The 19,058-nt window shown below is 72.3% G+C and carries 21 protein-coding genes; 14 read left to right on the top strand and 7 right to left on the bottom strand.

The window, feature by feature from the left end:
- Positions 1–13 precede the first annotated feature (13 nt).
- Positions 14–1,864 (top strand): DUF6350 family protein, encoded by a 1,851-nt coding sequence (locus K7G59_RS20045; RefSeq protein WP_225836102.1) that lies wholly within the window; start codon positions 14–16, stop codon positions 1,862–1,864.
- Positions 1,865–1,941: 77 nt separating this feature from the next.
- Here the strand turns inward: K7G59_RS20045 and K7G59_RS20050 are convergent, their stop codons facing one another.
- Positions 1,942–2,739 carry a hypothetical protein gene (locus K7G59_RS20050; RefSeq protein ID WP_225836104.1) on the bottom strand — a complete coding sequence of 266 codons (798 nt, stop codon included), beginning with the start codon at positions 2,737–2,739 and terminating at the stop codon, positions 1,942–1,944.
- A 306-nt stretch (positions 2,740–3,045) separates the two neighbouring features.
- Here K7G59_RS20050 and purN point away from each other — a divergent pair, with 306 nt between their 5' ends.
- Entirely contained in the window at positions 3,046–3,684 is a 639-nt protein-coding gene (purN, locus tag K7G59_RS20055; protein WP_225836106.1) for a phosphoribosylglycinamide formyltransferase, read from the top strand.
- Positions 3,681–5,264, top strand: a complete 1,584-nt coding sequence (gene purH, locus K7G59_RS20060) for a bifunctional phosphoribosylaminoimidazolecarboxamide formyltransferase/IMP cyclohydrolase (protein ID WP_225836107.1) — start codon at positions 3,681–3,683, stop codon at positions 5,262–5,264. The genes purN and purH overlap by 4 nt, the downstream gene beginning before the upstream one ends.
- On the opposite strand, the gene K7G59_RS20065 is transcribed toward purH, so the two are convergent.
- Both K7G59_RS20065 and K7G59_RS20070 read right to left on the bottom strand, forming a co-directional pair.
- Positions 5,236–5,646 carry an ATP-binding protein gene (locus K7G59_RS20065; RefSeq protein ID WP_225836109.1) on the bottom strand — a complete coding sequence of 137 codons (411 nt, stop codon included), beginning with the start codon at positions 5,644–5,646 and terminating at the stop codon, positions 5,236–5,238. The genes purH and K7G59_RS20065 overlap by 29 nt on opposite strands.
- The gene (locus K7G59_RS20070) at positions 5,643–5,849 is read right to left on the bottom strand and encodes a hypothetical protein (RefSeq protein ID WP_225836111.1); all 207 of its coding nucleotides are present in this window, start codon (positions 5,847–5,849) and stop codon (positions 5,643–5,645) included. The genes K7G59_RS20065 and K7G59_RS20070 overlap by 4 nt, the downstream gene beginning before the upstream one ends.
- Before the next feature lie 121 nt (positions 5,850–5,970).
- Between K7G59_RS20070 and K7G59_RS20075 the strand changes: the two genes are divergently transcribed.
- Together K7G59_RS20075 and K7G59_RS20080 are read left to right on the top strand one after the other, a co-directional pair.
- A complete protein-coding gene (locus K7G59_RS20075) occupies positions 5,971–6,825 on the top strand; it encodes a helix-turn-helix transcriptional regulator (protein ID WP_225836113.1) in 855 nt (284 codons plus the stop codon).
- The gene (locus K7G59_RS20080; RefSeq protein ID WP_225836116.1) at positions 6,803–7,027 is read left to right on the top strand and encodes a DUF397 domain-containing protein; all 225 of its coding nucleotides are present in this window, start codon (positions 6,803–6,805) and stop codon (positions 7,025–7,027) included. The genes K7G59_RS20075 and K7G59_RS20080 overlap by 23 nt, the downstream gene beginning before the upstream one ends.
- 81 nt (positions 7,028–7,108) lie before the next feature.
- Here K7G59_RS20080 and K7G59_RS20085 read toward each other — a convergent pair whose 3' ends face one another.
- The gene (locus tag K7G59_RS20085) at positions 7,109–7,774 is read right to left on the bottom strand and encodes an RDD family protein (protein ID WP_225836118.1); all 666 of its coding nucleotides are present in this window, start codon (positions 7,772–7,774) and stop codon (positions 7,109–7,111) included.
- A gap of 278 nt (positions 7,775–8,052) precedes the next feature.
- Between K7G59_RS20085 and K7G59_RS20090 the strand changes: the two genes are divergently transcribed.
- From K7G59_RS20090 to K7G59_RS34740, 8 genes are all read left to right on the top strand, one after another.
- Positions 8,053–8,907, top strand: a complete 855-nt coding sequence (locus tag K7G59_RS20090; RefSeq protein WP_225836121.1) for a bifunctional methylenetetrahydrofolate dehydrogenase/methenyltetrahydrofolate cyclohydrolase — start codon at positions 8,053–8,055, stop codon at positions 8,905–8,907.
- On the top strand, positions 8,897–9,316 hold the full coding sequence (locus tag K7G59_RS20095; protein WP_225836123.1) for a DUF3017 domain-containing protein: 420 nt from the start codon (positions 8,897–8,899) through the stop codon (positions 9,314–9,316). The genes K7G59_RS20090 and K7G59_RS20095 overlap by 11 nt, the downstream gene beginning before the upstream one ends.
- A 320-nt stretch (positions 9,317–9,636) precedes the next feature.
- On the top strand, positions 9,637–10,650 hold the full coding sequence (locus K7G59_RS20100; protein WP_225836125.1) for an XRE family transcriptional regulator: 1,014 nt from the start codon (positions 9,637–9,639) through the stop codon (positions 10,648–10,650).
- A 372-nt stretch (positions 10,651–11,022) separates the two neighbouring features.
- Positions 11,023–12,012 (top strand): malate dehydrogenase, encoded by a 990-nt coding sequence (locus tag K7G59_RS20105; protein ID WP_225836128.1) that lies wholly within the window; start codon positions 11,023–11,025, stop codon positions 12,010–12,012.
- A gap of 84 nt (positions 12,013–12,096) precedes the next feature.
- A complete protein-coding gene (locus K7G59_RS20110) occupies positions 12,097–12,315 on the top strand; it encodes a DUF664 domain-containing protein (protein ID WP_374114252.1) in 219 nt (72 codons plus the stop codon).
- Between the two features lie 132 nt (positions 12,316–12,447).
- Complete coding sequence (locus tag K7G59_RS20115; RefSeq protein WP_225836129.1) at positions 12,448–14,235, top strand: hypothetical protein; 1,788 nt, start codon at positions 12,448–12,450, stop codon at positions 14,233–14,235.
- On the top strand, positions 14,222–14,575 hold the full coding sequence (locus K7G59_RS20120) for a hypothetical protein (protein WP_225836131.1): 354 nt from the start codon (positions 14,222–14,224) through the stop codon (positions 14,573–14,575). Before K7G59_RS20115 ends, K7G59_RS20120 begins: the two co-directional genes overlap by 14 nt.
- A 10-nt stretch (positions 14,576–14,585) precedes the next feature.
- Entirely contained in the window at positions 14,586–15,806 is a 1,221-nt protein-coding gene (locus K7G59_RS34740) for a hypothetical protein (protein WP_263976524.1), read from the top strand.
- A 122-nt stretch (positions 15,807–15,928) separates the two neighbouring features.
- On the opposite strand, the gene K7G59_RS20130 is transcribed toward K7G59_RS34740, so the two are convergent.
- The 3 genes from K7G59_RS20130 to K7G59_RS20140 are packed head-to-tail and all read right to left on the bottom strand — an operon-like array spanning position 15,929 to position 17,588.
- The gene (locus tag K7G59_RS20130) at positions 15,929–16,651 is read right to left on the bottom strand and encodes an isocitrate lyase/phosphoenolpyruvate mutase family protein (RefSeq protein WP_225836133.1); all 723 of its coding nucleotides are present in this window, start codon (positions 16,649–16,651) and stop codon (positions 15,929–15,931) included.
- Positions 16,648–17,091: a carboxymuconolactone decarboxylase family protein gene (locus tag K7G59_RS20135; RefSeq protein WP_308295063.1), complete on the bottom strand. Its 444-nt coding sequence runs from the start codon at positions 17,089–17,091 to the stop codon at positions 16,648–16,650. Before K7G59_RS20135 ends, K7G59_RS20130 begins: the two co-directional genes overlap by 4 nt.
- Positions 17,088–17,588, bottom strand: coding sequence for a carboxymuconolactone decarboxylase family protein (locus K7G59_RS20140; protein WP_225836135.1), 501 nt, complete (start codon positions 17,586–17,588; stop codon positions 17,088–17,090). The genes K7G59_RS20135 and K7G59_RS20140 overlap by 4 nt, the downstream gene beginning before the upstream one ends.
- Positions 17,589–17,635: 47 nt before the next feature.
- Here K7G59_RS20140 and K7G59_RS20145 point away from each other — a divergent pair, with 47 nt between their 5' ends.
- Entirely contained in the window at positions 17,636–19,030 is a 1,395-nt protein-coding gene (locus tag K7G59_RS20145; protein ID WP_225836137.1) for a PLP-dependent aminotransferase family protein, read from the top strand.
- Positions 19,031–19,058: the final 28 nt, after the last annotated feature.

The following is a 19,058-nucleotide window of genomic DNA, read 5'->3' on the forward strand; positions in this document are numbered from 1 at the left end:
TGTCGTTGGGAGCATGGCTGACGTGATGCCCTTGACCGCTCGCCGATCGTCGTCGTTGTCGTCGTTGTCGTCGTCCTTGCTCACCCGCTTGCGCGACCGCTCGCCCGGACTGGCCAACAGCCTGCTGGGCGGCGCGGTCGCGGCCGGGCTCGGGGTCGGCTCGTTCGCCGTGCTCGTGATGGTGCTGTGGATCAGCTCGCCGTACCCCGACAGCGGGCCCGGTGGTGCGCTGAACATTGCCGCCGCGCTCTGGCTGCTGGCCCACGGCGTCGAACTGGTCCGCACCGACACGCTCTCCGGCGCCCCCCTGCCCGTGGGCGTCACCCCGTTGCTGCTGCTCGCGCTCCCGCTGGTGTTGCTGTACCGGGCGGCCCGGGACGGGGTGGACGCGCCGCCCGCCGACGCCGCGGGGCCGCCCCCGGTACCGGCGCGCACGGTGTGGACGGGCGTCGTGCTCGGCTACCTCACCGTCGGCTCCGGGGTCGCCCTGTACTGCTCCAGCGGCGAACTGCGGCCCGACTGGCGTGGGGTGACGTCATGTCTGCCGCTCGTCGCGGCGGGCGCGGCGGGCGCCGGTGTGTGGTCGGCGTACGGCCGCCCCCGCCGTCCGCTGCTGCGCGTGCTGGTGATGCTGCCGGGGCCGGTGCGGCGGCTGGTGTGCGGGGCGGACGCGCGAGTCCGGCTCGGTACGGCGGCACGGGCTGCCGGGGCCGCGACGGCGGTGCTCGTCGGGGGCGGGGCGCTGCTGGTCGGTGTGTCGCTGGTGTGGCACGGCGGCGTGGCCCGGTTGGCCTTCGTCCAGTTGACGGAGGGCTGGACGGGACGGTTCGCCGTCCTGCTGCTCGGCATCGCGCTCGTCCCGAACGCGGCGGTGTGGGCCGCGTCCTACGCCCTCGGCCCCGGTTTCGCTCTCGGTGCCGGGCATGCGGTGTACCCGCTCGCCTCCGACCCGGCCCCGCTGCTGCCGCCGTTCCCCCTGCTTGCGGCGGTGCCCGACCCGGGCGCCGGGTCGCCGCTGAACTGGGCGGCGGCGCTGGTGCCCGTGGCGGCCGGGGTGACGGCGGGGTGGTTCGTGGCGCGGGGCGCGGTGGGGCGTCCGGGGTCCAAGGGCGCCGGCCGCCGGGAGCCCGGGGGTGTGGGGCACGGGGAACCCGGGGGCGTGGGGCGGCCGGGGGCCGGGGAGCCGGCGCCGGTCCGCTGGTCGGCCGGGCGTACCGTCGGGGTCGTCCTCCTGACGGTGGTGCTCGCCGCGGCGGCCCTCGCGGTGCTGGCCGAGCTGGCGGGCGGTCCGCTGGGCGTGGCCGCGCTGGCCCGCTTCGGCCCGGTGTGGTGGCAGACCGGCGCAGCGACAGCCCTGTGGATCATGCTGCTCGCGCTGCCGGTGGCCCTGACGGTGCGGGCCTGGCGGCTACGGGGCCTGCGGGCGCGGGGCGAGATTCCGGCGAAGGGCGCGACCTTGGGCGGGCCGACGAAGGCGAGCCTCCGCGCGGAGAAGCCGTTCGCCTCCCCGGGTACCGCTCACCAGCCCGCCAAGGACGAGGACGCGGGCAAGGCCGACGACAAGAACACCCACGCGAAAGGCCACGCGAACGCCCGCGCGAAGGGCGCAGAGAAGGACGCAGAGAAGGACGCAGAAAAGGACCAGGCGAACGACGACGCGTACGACCAGACGGACGACGACGAGAGCGACGACGATCTGTACGACTTCCTCCCCGCCGACGACCCGTTCACCCCGCTCCCCGACTGGCACGGCGACCTGTCCCGCGAGACCCGCTGGGCGGCCCTGCGCGAGGCGGCGGCCCGGAGGGAACTCCCCGCCGACCCGTCCGCCCATCCCCCCGCCGATCCCATGGCCGAACGGTGACCGGCTCATGGCCGAACGGTGACCGGCAGCTCCGAGACCCCGCCCCGGACGGCCACCGCCCGGGTCAGGGGCAGGCGTCAGCCGTTGTTCACGCTCAGCACCCCGCGCAGCTCGTGCGGCAGGAGCTGCTTGCAGGACTGCTTGGCCTCGTGGGTCAGGGCGTCGCTCACGCAGGTGTAGTAGTCGCGGTAGACCAGCTGCACGGTGAAGGTCGCGCCCACCAGCACCAGGGCCAGGGACGCCGAGAGCAGGCCGCCGAGGGCCGCTGTCACCTGGGGGCGGGCCGCCGACGCGGCCGGAGTCACCGGGGCGTCCGGACGGGGCGTGCGGGGCTTGGCGCGCAGGGCGCTGACCGCCCAGTACAGGGCCAGCGCTCCCAGCAGCAGGGCCACGTACGGCCAGCTGAACAGGACGAAGAAGACGGACCACATGCCCGACAGCAGTGCGTAGCGTGCGCGGCGCTGGGCCGGGTCGGTCGGGTCCCAGCGCATCCCGGGACCCCCCTGGCCACCCGGGCCGCCCGGCCCCTGGGGTCCGCCGCCGGGGCGCTCGCCGAACCCGCCGGGAGAGCGGCCGGGCTGCCGGTCGCTCCACTGCCCGCCCCAGGGGGAACCGCCCCCGGAGCCCGAGGACTCTCCGGAGCCCGAGGACCCTGCGGGGTGGCGGGGCTGCCACGGCTGGTCGGGCGTGCCCTCCGGCGGTGGCGCGAACGGATTGTCGTCCTGCTGCTCACCGCTCTGTCCGTCGCCGCCTCGTCCGCCCGGGGACGCCTCGGGCGGCGACGCCGGCCGCTCCCGCAGCAGCCCGGCGCCAGGCACGCCACCAGATGCCGGGCGCGAGGGAAACGGGAGGAGTCGCAGGCTGCGATCGGGCATCAAAGGAGCGTCTTCCCCTACGTGAGTACGGCAGTGTCGATGAGCTTCCGTGAGCTTCCACCCCATGGAACGCACCGCACGACGACCGCGTTCCCGAGGCTGCTCGTTCTCGATTCCCTCCGAACGCTACCTTCCGGCCACGCCCCCGTCCCGAGGGGGCCTTCCGGAGTGCCGGTATCGTTGCTGACGTCGGCCGATTCGTAGACTTCCCCGTATCGCGGGGGGCGAAGCATTCGTACGACCGCACAAACCGTCCGGCGGGGCAACAGCCGCCGGGCACATCGCTTCCCGAGAAAGGGCCCCACCGTGGCCGCCACCACCCCTGGCCCAGCGGTCAAGCGCCTCGTCGTGCTGGTCTCCGGATCCGGCACCAATCTGCAGGCGCTCCTGGACGAGATCGAGCGCACCGGAGCCGAGCAGTACGGCGCGCAGATCGTCGCCGTGGGGGCCGACCGCGACGGCATCGAGGGGCTCGCCCGCGCCGAGCGGGCCGGCCTGCCGACCTTCGTCTGCCGGGTGAAGGACTTCGCCACCCGTGAGGAGTGGGACGCGGCGCTCGCCGAGGCCGTCGCCGCCTACGAGCCGGACCTCGTGGTCTCCGCCGGGTTCATGAAGATCGTGGGCAAGGAGTTCCTGGCCCGTTTCGGCGGCCGGTTCGTCAACACCCACCCGGCCCTGCTGCCCAGTTTTCCCGGGGCCCACGGCGTCCGCGACGCGCTCGCGTACGGCGCCAGGGTCACCGGCTGCACCGTCCACTTCGTCGACGACGGTGTCGACACCGGCCCGATCATCGCCCAGGGCGTGGTCGAGGTCCGGGACGAGGACGACGAGAGCGCGCTGCACGAGCGCATCAAGGAAGTCGAGCGAAGGCTGCTCGTCGAGGTCGTGGGGCGGCTCGCCCGCAACGGCTATCGCATTGAGGGACGAAAGGTAGTAATCCAGTGACCGCCGAGAGCACAGTCACGGCCGGAAGCGACCAGCGGGCCATTCGCCGCGCGCTCGTCAGCGTCTACGACAAGACCGGGCTGGAGGAGCTGGCCCGCGGGCTGCACGAGGCCGGTGTCGAGCTGGTCTCCACCGGCTCCACGGCCGGCCGGATCGCCGCCGCCGGCGTGCCCGTCACCAAGGTCGAGGAGCTGACCGGATTCCCCGAGTGCCTGGACGGCCGGGTCAAGACCCTGCACCCGCGGGTGCACGCGGGCATCCTCGCCGACCTGCGGCTGGACAGCCACCGCGAGCAGCTCGCGGAGCTGGGCGTGGAGCCGTTCGACCTGGTCGTGGTCAACCTCTACCCGTTCCGCGAGACCGTCGCCTCCGGCGCCTCGGACGACGAGTGCGTGGAGCAGATCGACATCGGCGGCCCGTCGATGGTCCGCGCCGCCGCCAAGAACCACCCGTCGGTCGCCGTGGTCACCGACCCGGCCCGCTACGCCGACGTCCTCGCGGCCGTCCGGTCCGGCGGCTTCGACCTCACCGCCCGCAAGCGCCTGGCCGCCGAGGCCTTCCAGCACACGGCCGCCTACGACGTGGCGGTGGCGTCCTGGTTCGCCTCCGGCTACGCCCCCGCGGACACCTCCGAGTTCCCCGACTTCCTCGGCGCCACCTTCGAGCGCGCGCACACCCTGCGCTACGGCGAGAACCCGCACCAGCCTGCCGCCCTCTACGTCGACGGCAGCGGCGCCGGCCTCGCGAACGCGGAGCAGCTGCACGGCAAGGAGATGTCGTACAACAACTACACGGACACGGACGCCGCCCGCCGTGCCGCGTACGACCACGACGAGCCCTGCGTGGCGATCATCAAGCACGCCAACCCGTGCGGCATCGCGGTCGGCGCGGACGTCGCCGAGGCACACCGCAAGGCGCACGCCTGCGACCCGGTCTCCGCGTACGGCGGTGTCATCGCCGTCAACCGCCCGGTGTCGAAGGAGATGGCCGAGCAGGTCGCGGAGATCTTCACCGAGGTCATCGTCGCGCCCGACTACGAGGAGGGGGCCCTGGAGGCCCTCACCAAGAAGAAGAACATCCGCGTGCTGAAGGCCCCGAACGGGCCGTCCAACCGGGTGGAGGCCAAGCAGATCGACGGTGGTGTCCTGCTCCAGGAGGCCGACCGCCTCCAGGACGCCGGTGACGACCCCGCCAACTGGACGCTGGCCACCGGCGAGGCGCTCAGCCCCGAGGAGCTGCAGGAGCTGGCCTTCGCCTGGAAGGCCTGCCGTGCCGTCAAGTCCAACGCGATCCTGCTCGCCAAGAACGGCGCCTCGGTCGGCGTCGGCATGGGCCAGGTCAACCGCGTCGACTCCTGCAAGCTCGCCGTCGAGCGGGCCGGCGAGGAGCGCGCCCGCGGCTCGTACGCGGCCTCCGACGCCTTCTTCCCCTTCCCCGACGGCCCCCAGATCCTGATCGACGCCGGTGTCCGGGCGATCGTCCAGCCGGGCGGCTCCATCCGTGACGAACTCGTCGTGGAGGCCGCGAAGAAGGCAGGCGTGACCATGTACTTCACGGGTACGCGCCACTTCTTCCACTGACGCCCGCGGCGGTTTCGCCGGGCAGTTCGCACCACACGGTCTTGCCGCCGGGGCAGTGCTCCACGCCCCAGCGCAGGGCCACCGCGTCGACCAGCAGCAGGCCCCGGCCGGACTCCTCGTCCGCGCCGGGGCGCCGTCGTACGAGCCAGGCGTGCGCGTCCGGATCGGTGACCTCCAGCCGGGTACGACCGCCGCCCATGCGGGCCACCCGTACGGTGACCGCGGTGCCCTCGCCGAGGTGCCGGATCACGTTGGCCAGCAACTCGCTGACACAGAGCTGCACTTCAGGACACGGGCCGCCGAGGTGTTCGCGGACGGACCTGCGCACCTCGGGTACTGCCTTCGGAAACGCGAGCAGCTCGAGAACCAGCGGCTCGTTCACCGCCCGGCCGCCCTGCGCAGGGCGGCGACGAGGGCACGCGCGGTCTCCGTATTGCAGTTTCCGAGCGCGACCAGTGGCGAACAGGTGTATGCATCCGCGAAGGTCGGCAGGTCGACGCCCAACGAGGGAAGCGTGATGCCGTTCGCCGCCAGGGCCGTGCGGAGCTGGTCGACGCAGGTCTGGGCGTCATCGTGGGGGTGCATGGGCGCGCCTTTCTGCAGCCTGTGCGGTCTGTGACCAATCGCTCACAGAATGACGCTGATTGCCGTACCGTGGAAGACGTTTCGGTTGCGCGCGGTAACTGGTAAACGGCGGTGGTGAGTTGTGCCTGCACGTAAGGACCCCGACGCATCGGCCAGCGTCCCTTGCTTCTACGGCGCGGAGTTGCGCTACAAGCGGGAGGCTGCCGGGCTGACGCTGGAGCAACTGGCGGAGGGGAGTTTCCGGGGAATCTCGTTCCTCAGCCAGATCGAGCGCGGTGAGCGCCGGATGCCGCTGGACCTGGCCAAGCACGTGGACGTGCGGCTGGGTACGGACGGGTTTTTCCAGCGGCGATGTGAAGACGTAGCCAGGGCGCGGCGCGTCGGCATCGCCGAGTACTTCGCAGATGTCGCCGAGATGGAGAAACACGCGGAGCGCATTGAGGACTGGGCACCCATGTTGGTGCCGGGCCTCCTCCAGACCAGGGCCTACGCAGCGCAGCTCACGCGGTCGGCCATGCCGCGAGCCTCCCACCACGAGGTCGAGGAGAAGGTGGAGGCTCGCATCGAGCGGGCGATGCTCTTCGCGGGGGAGGCGCCGCCCAAGTTCTGGGCGATCTTGGATGAGTCGGTCATCCGGCGCCGCGTACTTCCGCCAGCAGGTATGGCTGAGCTGTTGGAACACATGGCTCAGGTCATCAGGAGCACGCACTCCATTCTGCAGATCGTGCCGAAAGCGACCGCTGCTCACCCGTTCATGATGGGGACGACCCGGATCATGACCTTCTTCGACGCGCCGCCCGTGGTGTACATCGAGGGTCTGCACAGCGGCCAACTCATCGACTATCCAGCCCTCGTGAAGGACTACTGCGAGTCGTACGATCTGCTCAGGGCCGCCGCACTGCCGCCGGAGGCGTCCCTGGCGATGATCGAGGCTCTGGCAGAGGATTACGCGAATGAAGCCCACCATCACGAGTGACCTGAGTCTGGCCCGCTGGCGCAAGTCCAGCTACAGCAATGGGACCGGCGGTGAATGCGTCGAAGTAGCCGACGCCGCCCTCCCGGGCGTCGTCCCCGTCCGTGACTCCAAGAACCCCGGGGGTCCCGTCCTCCTCTTCCCCGCACACAGCTGGGCGCCCTTCCTCCACGCGCTCAAGGACGGGCTCTCGCGGGGCATGTGACGGGGGAACGCATCCGTTGCCGGCATGACAAAGGGCCGTGCGCCCTCCTCGGGTGCACGGCCCGTCGTCCGGCCCGGAGGCTCAGTTCTGGATGACCATCGTGTTCGCGGCCTTGTCGTGCCAGCCCTGCTGGCGGCCGGACTTGTCCCAGAAGGGGGACAGGTAGACGACCAACTGGCCGATGCCGCAGGCGAAGCTGCCGACCATCGGGATGATCCAGCGTATGAACGACGAGCCGAGGCCGGGCTTCTGGCCGGTGTCCGCCTTGACCACGTGCAGGCCGACGGCCATCTTGCCCAGGGTGCGGCCCGCCAGGCCGACCATCAGCCACTCGTAGAGCAGGCTGATGACGAAGAGCACGCCGACGGCCGCGCCGACCTTGCTGGCGAAGTCGTCGCTGGCGGTGTTCAGGCAGGTGTCGTAGTTGGCGGCGCCGGGGTCGCAGTCCTGGGCGTCGTTCACGAAGCTGGCGACACCGGCTACGGTCAGGGCGATGTAGACGACGCCGAAGACGACGGTGTCGATCAGGCGGGCGCCGAGACGGCGGGCCATCGAGCCCAGGCGGGGAGCGGTGCCGCCGGGGTATCCGCCCTGCGGGTATCCCGGGTATCCCGGGTATCCCGGCCCCTGCGGCGGGTAGCCGTAGCCCTGCGGGGCCTGGGGGTAGCCGTAGGGCTGGCCCTGCTGCGGGTGGCCGTAGGGATCCTGCGGCTGGCCGTAGGGGTTGTCTGGCGAGCCGAAACTCATGGCGGGATTCCTCCGTTGACGCTGCGGGGACGACGCGGAAGGCACGGAGGTACGTAAGGTTCTGAGCGGTTTTGTCCCCCCACCGGACCGCGATACTGCGCGGCTCATCGTCATGGCAGGGGCTTGATTTTGTCCAGCGGTGTACGTCATGTGTTGTGCGAGTGCAACATCCGCGACCAGGCGCGGACAGCGGCGGCGGGGCGGGCCGCACACGCCCGGTGCCCGGCGGGAGGGCCCCGGATTGGAACCGGGGGCCGGTCATCCGCGAGGATGGAGTCATGACCGCCCAGATTCTCGATGGCAAGGCCACCGCAGCCGCGATCAAGTCCGATCTGACCGCCCGCGTGGCGGCGCTGAAGGAGAAGGGCATCACGCCCGGCCTCGGCACGATCCTCGTCGGGGACGACCCCGGCAGCCAGAAGTACGTCGCCGGCAAGCATCGCGACTGCGCCGAGGTCGGCATCGCCTCCATCCAGCGCGAGCTGCCCGCCACCGCCACCCAGGAGGAGATCGAGGCGGTCGTCCGGGAACTGAACGAGGACCCGGCCTGCACCGGCTACATCGTCCAGCTCCCGCTGCCCAAGGGCATCGACGAGAACCGCATCCTGGAGCTGATGGACCCGGAGAAGGACGCGGACGGGCTGCACCCGATGAACCTCGGGCGTCTCGTGCTCAACGAGCCCGCCCCGCTGCCCTGCACCCCGAACGGTGTGCTCACCCTGCTGCGCCGCTACGGCGTGGAGACCAAGGGCGCCGAGGTCGTGGTCGTCGGCCGGGGTGTGACCATCGGACGTCCGATGCCGCTGCTGCTCACCCGGCGCAGCGAGAACGCCACCGTCACCCAGTGCCACACCGGCACCCGCGACCTGTCCGCCCACCTCAAGCGGGCCGACATCATCATCGCGGCGGCCGGCTCCCCGCACCTGATCCGCCCCGAGGACGTGAAGCCCGGCGCGGCCGTCCTCGACGTCGGTGTCTCGCGCAACGCGGAGGGCAAGATCGCCGGCGACGTTCACCCGGACGTGGCCGAGGTGGCCGGGTTCCTCTCCCCGAACCCGGGCGGTGTGGGTCCCATGACCCGGGCGCAGCTGCTGGTCAACGTCGTCGAGGCGGCGGAGCGCCGTGCCGGCTGAGGACGCCCGCGGCGGGCGTCCGGCGTCGCGCCGCTTCCCCCGGATCACGAGGGACACCGCGCGTCCCGAGGGGGGCGGCCGGGCCGCCGGCGGTGACGCGCCGGCGCCCTACCGGCAGTGGCCGATGCTGGTCGTGCTGGGCACGGTGGCCCTCGGCCTGCTGCTGACCGCGCTCGACGTGTTCCGCTACGGCACCTTGCTGATCGGCGCCGCCCTGCTGGCCGGCGCGGTCCTGCGCTGGATACTGCCGAGCGTCGGCATGCTCGCCGTCCGCTCGCGGTTCACGGACATCACCACCTACGGCATCCTCGGCCTCACGATCGTCCTGCTGGCGATGATGGCCCAGCCCAAACCGTGGCTGCAGATTCCCTTCCTCAAGGACACCCTGCACTTCACGGTCACCAAGTAGCGCACTTCACGGTCACCCGCAGCGGTGCCCGCAGGTCCCGTGGCCCGCGCCTCCCTGGAGGACGCGGGCCACGGGCGTCTTCCCCCAGGACGCGCGGACAGGCGGAACGGTGGCCCGCCCCCTCCCCCGATGAGGGGCGGGCCGCCGTCGCAACCCAGCCTTCCCTGCCAGGAAGTGCCTGTTCAACGCCTGTCTGTGCGCTGTGGCACGGAGGTGACCGTTCCGCTACCGTGTCCGCGCACTGCCACATGTCTGGGCCAACGTGCCTGGTGCGGGAGGCACGGTGGACCATGGGGCGTACGGCGTATTGGGGGGAAGCGATGCCTCGTTGGACAGCCTTGCCGGACGATCTGGATCCGCAGATCACGGAGTTCATCGGCCAGTTGCGGCGGCTCGTCGACCGTGACGGCCTGAGCACCGCGGTGCTGGCCGACCGCACGGGCTACGACAAGACGTCCTGGGAGCGTTACCTGAGCGGCCAGTTGCTCGCGCCGAAGGGCGCGGTCGTCGCGCTCGCCGAGATCACCGGTGCCGGCACGGCCCACCTCTCGACGATGTGGGAGCTGGCCGAACGCGCCTGGAGCCGGGCGGGGCTGCGGGACGACCGCACCATGGAGGCGCTCCGGATCGTCCAGGCGGACACGGCGCCGGGGGAGTCCCAGGAATCCGGCGAGCCAGCCCGCAGCAAGGGTGGTCCGGCCGTGACGGCTGGGTTCCCCGCACCCGCGGGGGTCTCCCCGCGGGCGTCCGGCGCGTCGGCGGTCTCCGAGCCGTACGGCGATGACACGCGGGCCCCGCGGCCGGGCCCCGCAGGAGAGGCCAGCGGAAACAGACGCCGTGTGACGAGGTTCCTCGCAGGGCTGGCCGGCGTCCTCGTCGTCATCGCCGGCGTCTTCCTCTTCACCCACCAGGGCGGAGGAAAGGGTGACAAGGGGGCGGAGCGCAAGCCCGCCGCGGCGCCACCGCCCTCCCCCTCCGCCACGCATCCGACCCTGCCCCCCGGGGTCAAGTGCGCCCGCTCCGCCTGTACCGGCAAGGACGCCGAGGCCATGGGGTGCAGCGGCGAGCTGGTGACCACCGCGAAGACCGCCACCGTCGGCACCGTCACCCTGGAGGTGCGGTACAGCAGGACGTGCGGCGCCGCCTGGGGACGGATCACCGATGCCGCCCCGGGTGACACGGTGCGGCTCTCCGTGGGCAAGGTCCGGCGGAGTGGTGACGTCGCGGGCGCCGGGGACACCATCGCGTACACGCCGATGGTGGCCGTACGGGACGTGAGCACGGCCGAAGCCTGCGCGACCCTGGCCGACGGGCGGACCGGGTGCACGAGATAGCGCACGCGGTGCACGGGGCAGCGGGCGCATGGTGCGCGGCTGCGGGAGCGTGAACGTGCACTATTTCGGGTGACGGACGCATGGCCCGCCGGATCCCGGGCAGGCGACCGGTACCCCCACGGGAAGCCGGTACTCCGGTAACCCCCACGGCGGCCGTCCGCGTCCAGCCTCCACCGGACGGACGGCCGCCACTACCGTTCACCGCCGCCGCTCTTGTGTACGGAGCAGACTTGTGGGGTGAGCCACAGGGCCCCGGACGTCTCGCATGCCGGATGCGCGATAGCCTGACCGCTGGATTCTCTTGATACCAAGAGATCGATCATCCGTCCGGGGCAGTGACGCCCCACCGCCAGCTGTCATACGGAGAACGCCATGACCCGCACTCCCGTGAACGTAACCGTCACCGGCGCGGCCGGCCAGATCGGTTACGCCCTGCTCTTCCGCATCGCCTCCGGCCAGCTGCTCGGCGCGGACGTGCCGGTCAAGCTGCGCCTCCTGGAGATCACCCCGGCCCTGAAGGCCGCCGAGGGCACGGCCATGGAGCTGGACGACTGCGCCTTCCCGCTGCTCCAGGGCATCGACATCTCGGACGACCCGAACGTCGCCTTCGACGGCGCCAACGTGGCCCTCCTCGTGGGCGCCCGCCCGCGTACCAAGGGCATGGAGCGCGGTGACCTCCTGGAGGCCAACGGCGGCATCTTCAAGCCGCAGGGCCAGGCCATCAACGCCCACGCCGCGGACGACATCAAGGTCCTCGTCGTCGGCAACCCGGCCAACACCAACGCGCTCATCGCGCAGGCCGCCGCGCCGGACGTCCCCGCCGAGCGCTTCACCGCGATGACCCGCCTGGACCACAACCGCGCGCTGACCCAGCTCGCGAAGAAGACGGGTTCGACGGTCGCCGACATCAAGCGCCTGACCATCTGGGGCAACCACTCCGCCACCCAGTACCCGGACATCTTCCACGCCACGGTCGCCGGCAAGAACGCCGCCGAGGTCGTGGGCGACGAGAAGTGGCTGGCCGACGACTTCATCCCGACCGTCGCCAAGCGCGGTGCCGCGATCATCGAGGCCCGTGGCGCGTCCTCCGCCGCCTCCGCCGCCAACGCCGCGATCGACCACGTGCACACCTGGGTCAACGGCACCGCCGAGGGCGACTGGACCTCCATGGGCATCCCGTCGGACGGTTCCTACGGCGTCCCGGAGGGCCTGATCTCCTCCTTCCCGGTCACCTGCAAGGACGGCAAGTACGAGATCGTCCAGGGCCTGGACATCAACGAGTTCTCCCGCGCCCGCATCGACGCCTCCGTCAACGAGCTGGAGGAGGAGCGCGAGGCGGTCCGCGCCCTCGGCCTCATCTGAGCCGTACGGCCTCAGCCGTCACTCTTCCGCACGGGCCCCGCGCCGGATCTCCTCCGGCGCGGGGCCCAGCCGTTTGCCGGGCCGATGGCCGGCGTACCGACCTGCTCGCCCGAGGCGTCGACGACCACCCCGACCTCGTGGGACCAGCCCTCCGCGAGGTGCTCCTCCAGGGCCCCGCGGCGCGTCCTGATCGACGTCATCGAGGAGTACGCCCGCCACCCCGGCCATGCCGATCTGATCCGCGAGGCGGTCGACGGACCGGTGGGGGAGGACCCGCCGCAGACCAACGCCAACAACCCTTGACCGGCGACGGACTTCGGCCGCAGGAGTCCCCGCGACGCGGTTCCGCTTTCCCCCGCACGGCTCGTCACCCTATGCTCATGCCCCGTCAATTCATCTGTGAACGAGTGACTTTCCACGCCTCGGGGGACTCGCGTGAGCACCGCCTACGTGCCGCAGCAACCGCAGCAACCGCAGCATGCGGCACCACCACCCGCGCCACCGGCCACCCCTCCGCACGCCAGCGAAGCCACGCGGCTGCTGTGCGCGGGCACCTATCTGGATTCCGGTTACCGTGACCGGGTCATCGAGGAACTCCACCTCAACAGCCAGCGTTTCGTGGCACCCTCACTCGGCTTCGACGCGGCCCGCGTCCTCGCGCACGCGCTGCGCGCCCGCCGGCAGGAACTCGCGTGGTCCGCGGCGATCCTCGGCCTGTGGGTGGTGGGCGCCGCGCTGACCGACGGTCTGCTGATCGCCTTCCTGGGGCCCAGCCTCTATCTCGCCATCGGCTCGTGGATCAAGGGCCGCAACCCGGCGCCGCCCGTGTACCGGCGGGTGACCGCCTTCCTCTTCCGCTGGTGGGGCTGCCTCATGTTCGCCGCACTGCTGGCGATCAACGTGGTCGCCGCGTTCGGCGGCGGGGGCGACAGTTCCCCGTCCGACCCCTACGGCGACGGGTACGACTCGTACGACGGCCTGTCCGGCGACGGTTCCGGCCCGCTGAACCTGATCGACATCCTCCTGTTCGTCCTCGGCTTCAAGGGCCTCTCGGGCACGATCAAGCCCTGGCAGGCATGGGCCGCGCTCGTCGTCTTCGCGGCGATCGTGCTGTGCACGGCGGGCCAGCGGGGCGCGTTCGCACGCGTCCTGGCGGCCGAACTGTCCCCGCAGCGCTTCCCGGACGCCGCCGGCGACCCCGCCGAGCAGGGTGAGAGCCGGCGGTTCCAGTGGCTCAAGCACCGGATCCGGACCGAACAGCACGCGCCGCTGGCCATGTACCACGAGTTGCGGCCGTTCTGCGGGGCCGGTGCGGCCTACCCGGACTGGGTCCTCGCCGTCGAGCTGAAGCCCGACCCGCTGAAGAAGCAGCAGCCGATCAGCAACCGGCTGGTGCTGGAGAAGATCCGGCCGCTGGTGGAACGGCTGCGGCTGCCCGCCGAATACGCGGGACCGGGCGTGCGCGACCGGCTGCGCTGGCTGGAGATCGACGAGTGCGTGTTCCTGCCCGCCGAGGGACTGCTGCGCCGCGAGGAGGCGCCGTACCACCCGCAGGCCTTCGAGGAGCACCGGGCGCACGCGGTCGAGGAGGGCGCCGAGAAGCGCCGCCACTTCCTGCGTATCCGCGTGGGCGGCTGGGAGGAGGAACTGGTCGTCACGGTGTTCGTGCGCATCCACACCCAGGGCCGCATGCTCATGCTGGAGATAGCGCCGCACGTGCTGCTGCCGGTGCGCGCGGACTTCAAGGACGCCGACCGTGCGGCACACCGGTTCCGGCACAACAACGTGCTCGGCAAGGCCGTCTGGGCCATGGCCCGGATGCCGGGCTCGCTGGTCCGTTCCCTGGCCGTGCTCGGCAAGTCCGTCGCCTACGGATGCCGGCTGCTGACGGGCGGGTACACCAACGCGCTGCCCGACGGGCCCGCGCTGTCCGTGCGGGAGCTGGGGTCGGTGGAAGCCGGGTCGCACTTCCAGGAGATGGACGTCTCCCGCTACCTCAAGAGCATCCAGGACCGGGTCGCCAACGGCGTGCGGGCCGCGCTCGCCGAATCCGGCTACCAGACCGGCGAGTTCGTCCAGCAGATCAACAACATCAGCAACGGAGGCGTACACATCGGCAAGGTCGAGGGCAGCACCTTCGCCGTCGGTGACCAGGCCTCCGCCTCCTCCACGACAGGCGGCGGCGCGCCGCAGAAGGGAGCCGACGCACATGACAACGGATGAGACCAGGATCAGCATCGGCGACGTCTCCAACAGCACCTTCGCCATCGGCGACCACGCACACGCCGAGAGCCACCACGGCACGAGCGCTCCGCGCGACCCGGAGGCCGAGGAACTGCTGGGCGCAGTACGCGAGTTGCGCGCCGACCTGGCCCGGGTGCGGACCACCGACCGGACGGAGGAACTCGACGAGGCCCTCGCCGACACCGAGGAGGAGATCACCCGCACCGGCCAGGCGACCCCCACCCGCCGCGAGCGCCTGCGCCGCCTCCTCGACGACTCCCAGGCCCTGCTCACCGTACTCGCCTCGGCGGGCACGCTGGCCGGCCTGGTGGGGCTGTGAGAGGGAGACGATGAGCGGGGGAGCACGGTTCTGGAACGAGGAGACCCAGCGCTGGGAGGACGGCGACGGCACGCAGCCCGCGGCACCGGCCACGCCGCCACCGCCGGCCATGCCGGACCGGCCGCCGGTGTGGCCGCCGGCCGGACCGCGGGCGGGGGCGTCGGCGGGGGGCACCTCGGGGGAGGACGCGGCTGTGCCGCCCCCGCCCTCCGTGCCGTCCCCGCCCTCCGTGCCGTCCCCGCCCTCCGTGCCTTCGGCGCCTGAGACGGCACCGGCCGGGGCGGCGGACCCGCCGCCGTCTGGCGCGCCGCAGCCGGTCGACTGGTGGCGCGGACCGAACGCGGACGCGGACACGGCCGTCGGCGCGAGTCCTTCCGGCAACCGGTACAGCCCCGACGCCCCCTACGGCGGCAGCGGCGGCTGGTCCACGCCCGAGTGGCCCGGGCCGGGAGGTGCCGGGCCGGCGGACCCCGGCCGGGCGTCCGCGCCCGCCCGTGGGTTCAGTCGCCGTACGGTCTGGTCCGTCGTCGTCGGGGCCGCCGCGGTCGGTGTCGCCGCGAGCCTCGTACTGACCTTCGTCGTGCGGAACGGAGACGACAAGTCGCCCCAGCGGGCAGGCGATTCGCCGAGCGCGTCCGCGTCCGCCGTCTCCGCCTCCCCCACGCCGGGCGACGACGTCACCGATTCCCCGTCACCCGGCGACGACACGGCCTCGCCGTCCGCCTCGGCGCCCCGGCTCCCGGCGGGCTACGAGTCGTACGACGACGCGGAGGGCTTCCGAATAGCGCACCCGGAGGGCTGGTCACGCTCCTCGAGCACGTCTTCGTACGGCGTCGTGGTCGTCAACTACCGCAGCCAGGACGGGGAACACCGACTCCAGGTCTACCGGGTGTCCGAGTCGTCCCCGGACGCCTCGTTCGAGCAGTACCTGTCCGACGACACCCCCAAGCCGGACGGCTTCCAGAAGCTTTCCCTGGAAAACCTCGACCAGGGCGACTTCGTGGGCTCCCGCCTGGAGTACACCGCCGACACCATCAAGGGCGAACCCGACGTCGGCACCTGGCACGTCTACGACGAGCGCTTCGTCGCCGGGGACGGCAACATCTACGCCATCGCCGCCTACGGCCCTGACCGCGACGGCGGCGACGACGAACTGGAGCTGCTCGACACCGCGTTGAGCCGGTTCTGCCCAGCCGGTGCGAGCTGTGACACGCCGATGGACACGGACTAGCGCCGACCGGACCGCCGGGCACCCGCGCCTTCCGGAGCGCGGTGCCCGGCTTCCGCCCGTGACGGTCGGCGGACGGCTCGCCGTCCTCCGTCACGCACGAGCGGTGGCTGTCCTGAGCGTCATCACTTCACCAGGCCGTCGGCGATCTCCCGCAGACCGGCCATGGCCCGGTACTGAAGGCCCGGCCCGAACGTGATGCGGGTGGCCCCGAGCGCGCCGAGTCCGGCGGGCGAGAGGCCCTCGCCGTCCAGGCGGGCGACCATGTTGAGCGGGCCCTGGATCCCGGCCCGCAGCAGCGGCAGCGCGTCCGCCGGGGCGAGGATCGGATACACGCAGTCGGCGCCCGCCGCCACGTACAACCCGGCCCGTTCGATGGCCCGTTCGACATCGCCGTCCCCATGGACGAAGGTGTCCACCCGCGCGTTGAGGAACAACCGGTCCGCGGCGGCCGAGCGGACCTCGGCGAGGAACTCGGCGTGCTCGTGCGGGTCCTTGAGGGCACCGCCGGCCGAGTCCTCCAGGTTGCAGCCGACCGCGCCCGCCTCCAGCAGCCGCTCCACCAGCTCCCCCGGCGCCAGCCCGTACCCGCCCTCGACGTCCGCCGACACCGGCACGTCCACGGCCCGCGTGATCCTGGCCACCGCCGCGAACATCTCGTCCGCCGGGGTCGCCCCGTCCGCGTACCCGAGGCTCGCCGCCACACCCGCGCTGGGCGTGGCCAGCGCCGGGAACCCGGCCTCGGCGAACACCCGGGCGCTGGCCGCGTCCCACGGACCGGGCAGCACCAGCGGATCGCCCGGGGCGCGCCCCAGGTGCAGTGCGCGGAATACGTCCACCTTGCTCATGGCTGGTAACCCCCGGGCAGGACTCGGCGGCTGACCATCAGGCGGTTCCAGCCGTTGATGACGGTGATCAGGGCGATGAGGTGAGCGAGTTCGCCCTCGGTGAAGTGCTCGGCGGCCCGCTCGTACACCGCGTCCGGCACGAAGCCGTCGGTCAGGACGGTGACCGCCTCGGTCAGGGCCAGCGCGGCCCGCTCCCGCTCGCTGTAGAGGTCCTCGGTCTCCTCCCAGGCGTTGAGGAGCTGGATGCGGTCCTCCGACTCCCCGTTCCTGCGGGCGATCTGGAGGTGCATGTCGAGACAGAAGGCACAGTGGTTGATCTGGGAGGCGCGGATCATGACCAGTTCGGCGAGGACCGCGTCACCGAGCCCCTTCTTCGCCGCCGCGCTCAGCGCGGACATCGACCGCGCGACCTCCCGGTCCAGCAACTGGGTACGGCTCACTTGTACTGCCCCGGCCGGTAGCGACCCGGGACCATCCGGGTGGTGACGCCGATGCGGTTCCACGCGTTGATCACCGTGATCGCGGCGATCAGCTGGGACAGCTCGGCCTCCTCGAAGTGCCCGGCGGCCCTGTCGTAGACCTCGTCGGGCACGAAGCCGTCCGTCAGTACGGTGACCGCCTCGGTCAGCTCGATCGCCGCCAGCTCCTTCTCCGTGTAGAAGTGCCGCGACTCCTCCCACGCGCTGAGCTGCACGATCCGCTCGACGCTCTCCCCGGCCGCGAGCGCGTCCCTGGTGTGCATGTCCAGGCAGTAGGCGCAGTGGTTGAGCTGCGAGGCGCGGATCTTCACCAGCTCGTACAGCTTGGGGTCCAGGCCCTGCTTGGCGGCGGCGTCCAGCTGGATCATCGCCTTGTACACCTCGGGGGCGAGCTTGGCGAAGTGCAGCCGCGGAGCATGCTCGGCCGCGTACTCGACGGTGTCGTGTGCTGTGCTCATACCGTCGACCCTAGGGGCCAGGCAGCCCAGGAGTATGGTCCATTTCCATGTCAGGATCTCGGGCCACTCTGGGCGTCGACCTCCACCTGGAACCGGCCGGTACCGGCGGGCTGCGCCGGGGCCTGACCGACGCCCTGCGGGACGCCGTACGCACCGGCCGCCTCGCCCCCGGCACCCGGCTGCCCTCCTCCCGCTCCCTCGCCGCCGACCTCGGCATCGCCCGCAACACCGTCGCCGACGCCTACGCCGACCTGGTCGCCGAGGGCTGGCTCACCGCCCGGCAGGGCTCCGGAACCCGGGTCTCCGACCGCGCCGTGGCCGCGCAGCAGGGCACCGGCAGGGCACCGCGGCGCCCCGAAGCCACCCGCCCGGCCCACAGCCTGGTCCCCGGCACCCCCGACCTCGCCTCCTTCCCGCGCGCCGAGTGGCTCAAGGCAGCGCGCCGCGCCCTGGCCGCCGCCCCGTACGACGCCCTCGGCTACGGCGACCCGCGCGGTCGGCCGGAACTGCGCGCGGCCCTCGCCGGCTACCTCGCCCGCGCACGCGGGGTCCGCACCGACCCCGAGACGATCGTGATCACCGCCGGCTTCTCGCACGCGTTGCGCGTCCTCGGCACGGTGCTGCGGGCACGCGGGGTCCGGACGGTGGCGGTGGAGTCGTACGGGCTCGACGTCCACCGGGGCCTGCTGCACGCGGCGGGGCTGGCGACGCCGCCGCTGCCGTACGACGAACTCGGCACCGACACCACGGAGCCGGGTGATGCCGGGGCGGTGCTGCTGACGCCCGCCCATCAGTTCCCGATGGGCACGCCCCTGCACCCCGACCGGCGGGCCGCCCTCGTGGACCGGTGCCGGCGCACCGGCGCCCTGATACTGGAGGACGACTACGACGGCGAGTTCCGCTACGACCGGCAGCCCGTCGGCGCGTTGCAGGGCCTCGACCCCGACCGCGTCGCCTACCTCGGCACCGCGAGCAAGTCCCTCGCGCCGGGCCTGCGGCTGGGCTGGATGGTGCTGCCGCCGGCCCTGGTCGACGAGGTGGCGTCGGCCAAGGGCACCCTGCACTCCGTCGGCGTGCTGGACCAGCTCACGCTTGCGGAGTTCATCACCTCCGGCGCGTACGACCGGCACGTGCGCTCGGCGCGGCTGCGGTACCGGCGCCGCCGCGACGCGCTCGCCGCCGCGGTCGCCGACCGTGCGCCCCGGGTACGGGTCACCGGGATAGCGGCCGGACTGCACGCGGTGCTGCGGCTGCCGCCCGGCACCGAGCGGTCGGTGGTGCAGGCCGCGGCGTGGCAGGGGCTGGCCCTGCACGGGCTGGCCTTCCACCGCCACCCGGAGGCCGTCGCCGAGCCGGTGGACGCGCTGGTGGTGGGGTACGGCACGCCGTCGGACAGTGCGTGGGGCGGGGCCTTGGAGGCCTTGTGCCGCGTACTGCCGTAAGGGGCCGCCATCGCGTCACGGATCGAAG

This window comes from Streptomyces sp. NK08204 (assembly GCF_020400585.1).
Taxonomy (GTDB): domain Bacteria; phylum Actinomycetota; class Actinomycetes; order Streptomycetales; family Streptomycetaceae; genus Streptomyces.

What these genes read in the sequence shown, in the direction of transcription:
- K7G59_RS20140 (WP_225836135.1), bottom strand. Translation starts at nt 17,588, where the DNA reads ATGAGCACAGCACACGACACCGTCGAGTACGCGGCCGAGCATGCTCCG.
- K7G59_RS20130 (WP_225836133.1), bottom strand. Translation starts at nt 16,651, where the DNA reads ATGAGCAAGGTGGACGTATTCCGCGCACTGCACCTGGGGCGCGCCCCG.
- K7G59_RS20050 (WP_225836104.1), bottom strand. Translation starts at nt 2,739, where the DNA reads ATGCCCGATCGCAGCCTGCGACTCCTCCCGTTTCCCTCGCGCCCGGCA.
- K7G59_RS20145 (WP_225836137.1), top strand. Translation starts at nt 17,636, where the DNA reads ATGTCAGGATCTCGGGCCACTCTGGGCGTCGACCTCCACCTGGAACCG.
- K7G59_RS20090 (WP_225836121.1), top strand. Translation starts at nt 8,053, where the DNA reads ATGACCGCCCAGATTCTCGATGGCAAGGCCACCGCAGCCGCGATCAAG.
- K7G59_RS20120 (WP_225836131.1), top strand. Translation starts at nt 14,222, where the DNA reads ATGACAACGGATGAGACCAGGATCAGCATCGGCGACGTCTCCAACAGC.
- K7G59_RS20080 (WP_225836116.1), top strand. Translation starts at nt 6,803, where the DNA reads ATGAAGCCCACCATCACGAGTGACCTGAGTCTGGCCCGCTGGCGCAAG.
- K7G59_RS20110 (WP_374114252.1), top strand. Translation starts at nt 12,097, where the DNA reads ATGGCCGGCGTACCGACCTGCTCGCCCGAGGCGTCGACGACCACCCCG.
- K7G59_RS34740 (WP_263976524.1), top strand. Translation starts at nt 14,586, where the DNA reads ATGAGCGGGGGAGCACGGTTCTGGAACGAGGAGACCCAGCGCTGGGAG.
- K7G59_RS20045 (WP_225836102.1), top strand. Translation starts at nt 14, where the DNA reads ATGGCTGACGTGATGCCCTTGACCGCTCGCCGATCGTCGTCGTTGTCG.
- K7G59_RS20105 (WP_225836128.1), top strand. Translation starts at nt 11,023, where the DNA reads ATGACCCGCACTCCCGTGAACGTAACCGTCACCGGCGCGGCCGGCCAG.
- K7G59_RS20085 (WP_225836118.1), bottom strand. Translation starts at nt 7,774, where the DNA reads ATGAGTTTCGGCTCGCCAGACAACCCCTACGGCCAGCCGCAGGATCCC.
- K7G59_RS20100 (WP_225836125.1), top strand. Translation starts at nt 9,637, where the DNA reads ATGCCTCGTTGGACAGCCTTGCCGGACGATCTGGATCCGCAGATCACG.
- K7G59_RS20070 (WP_225836111.1), bottom strand. Translation starts at nt 5,849, where the DNA reads ATGCACCCCCACGATGACGCCCAGACCTGCGTCGACCAGCTCCGCACG.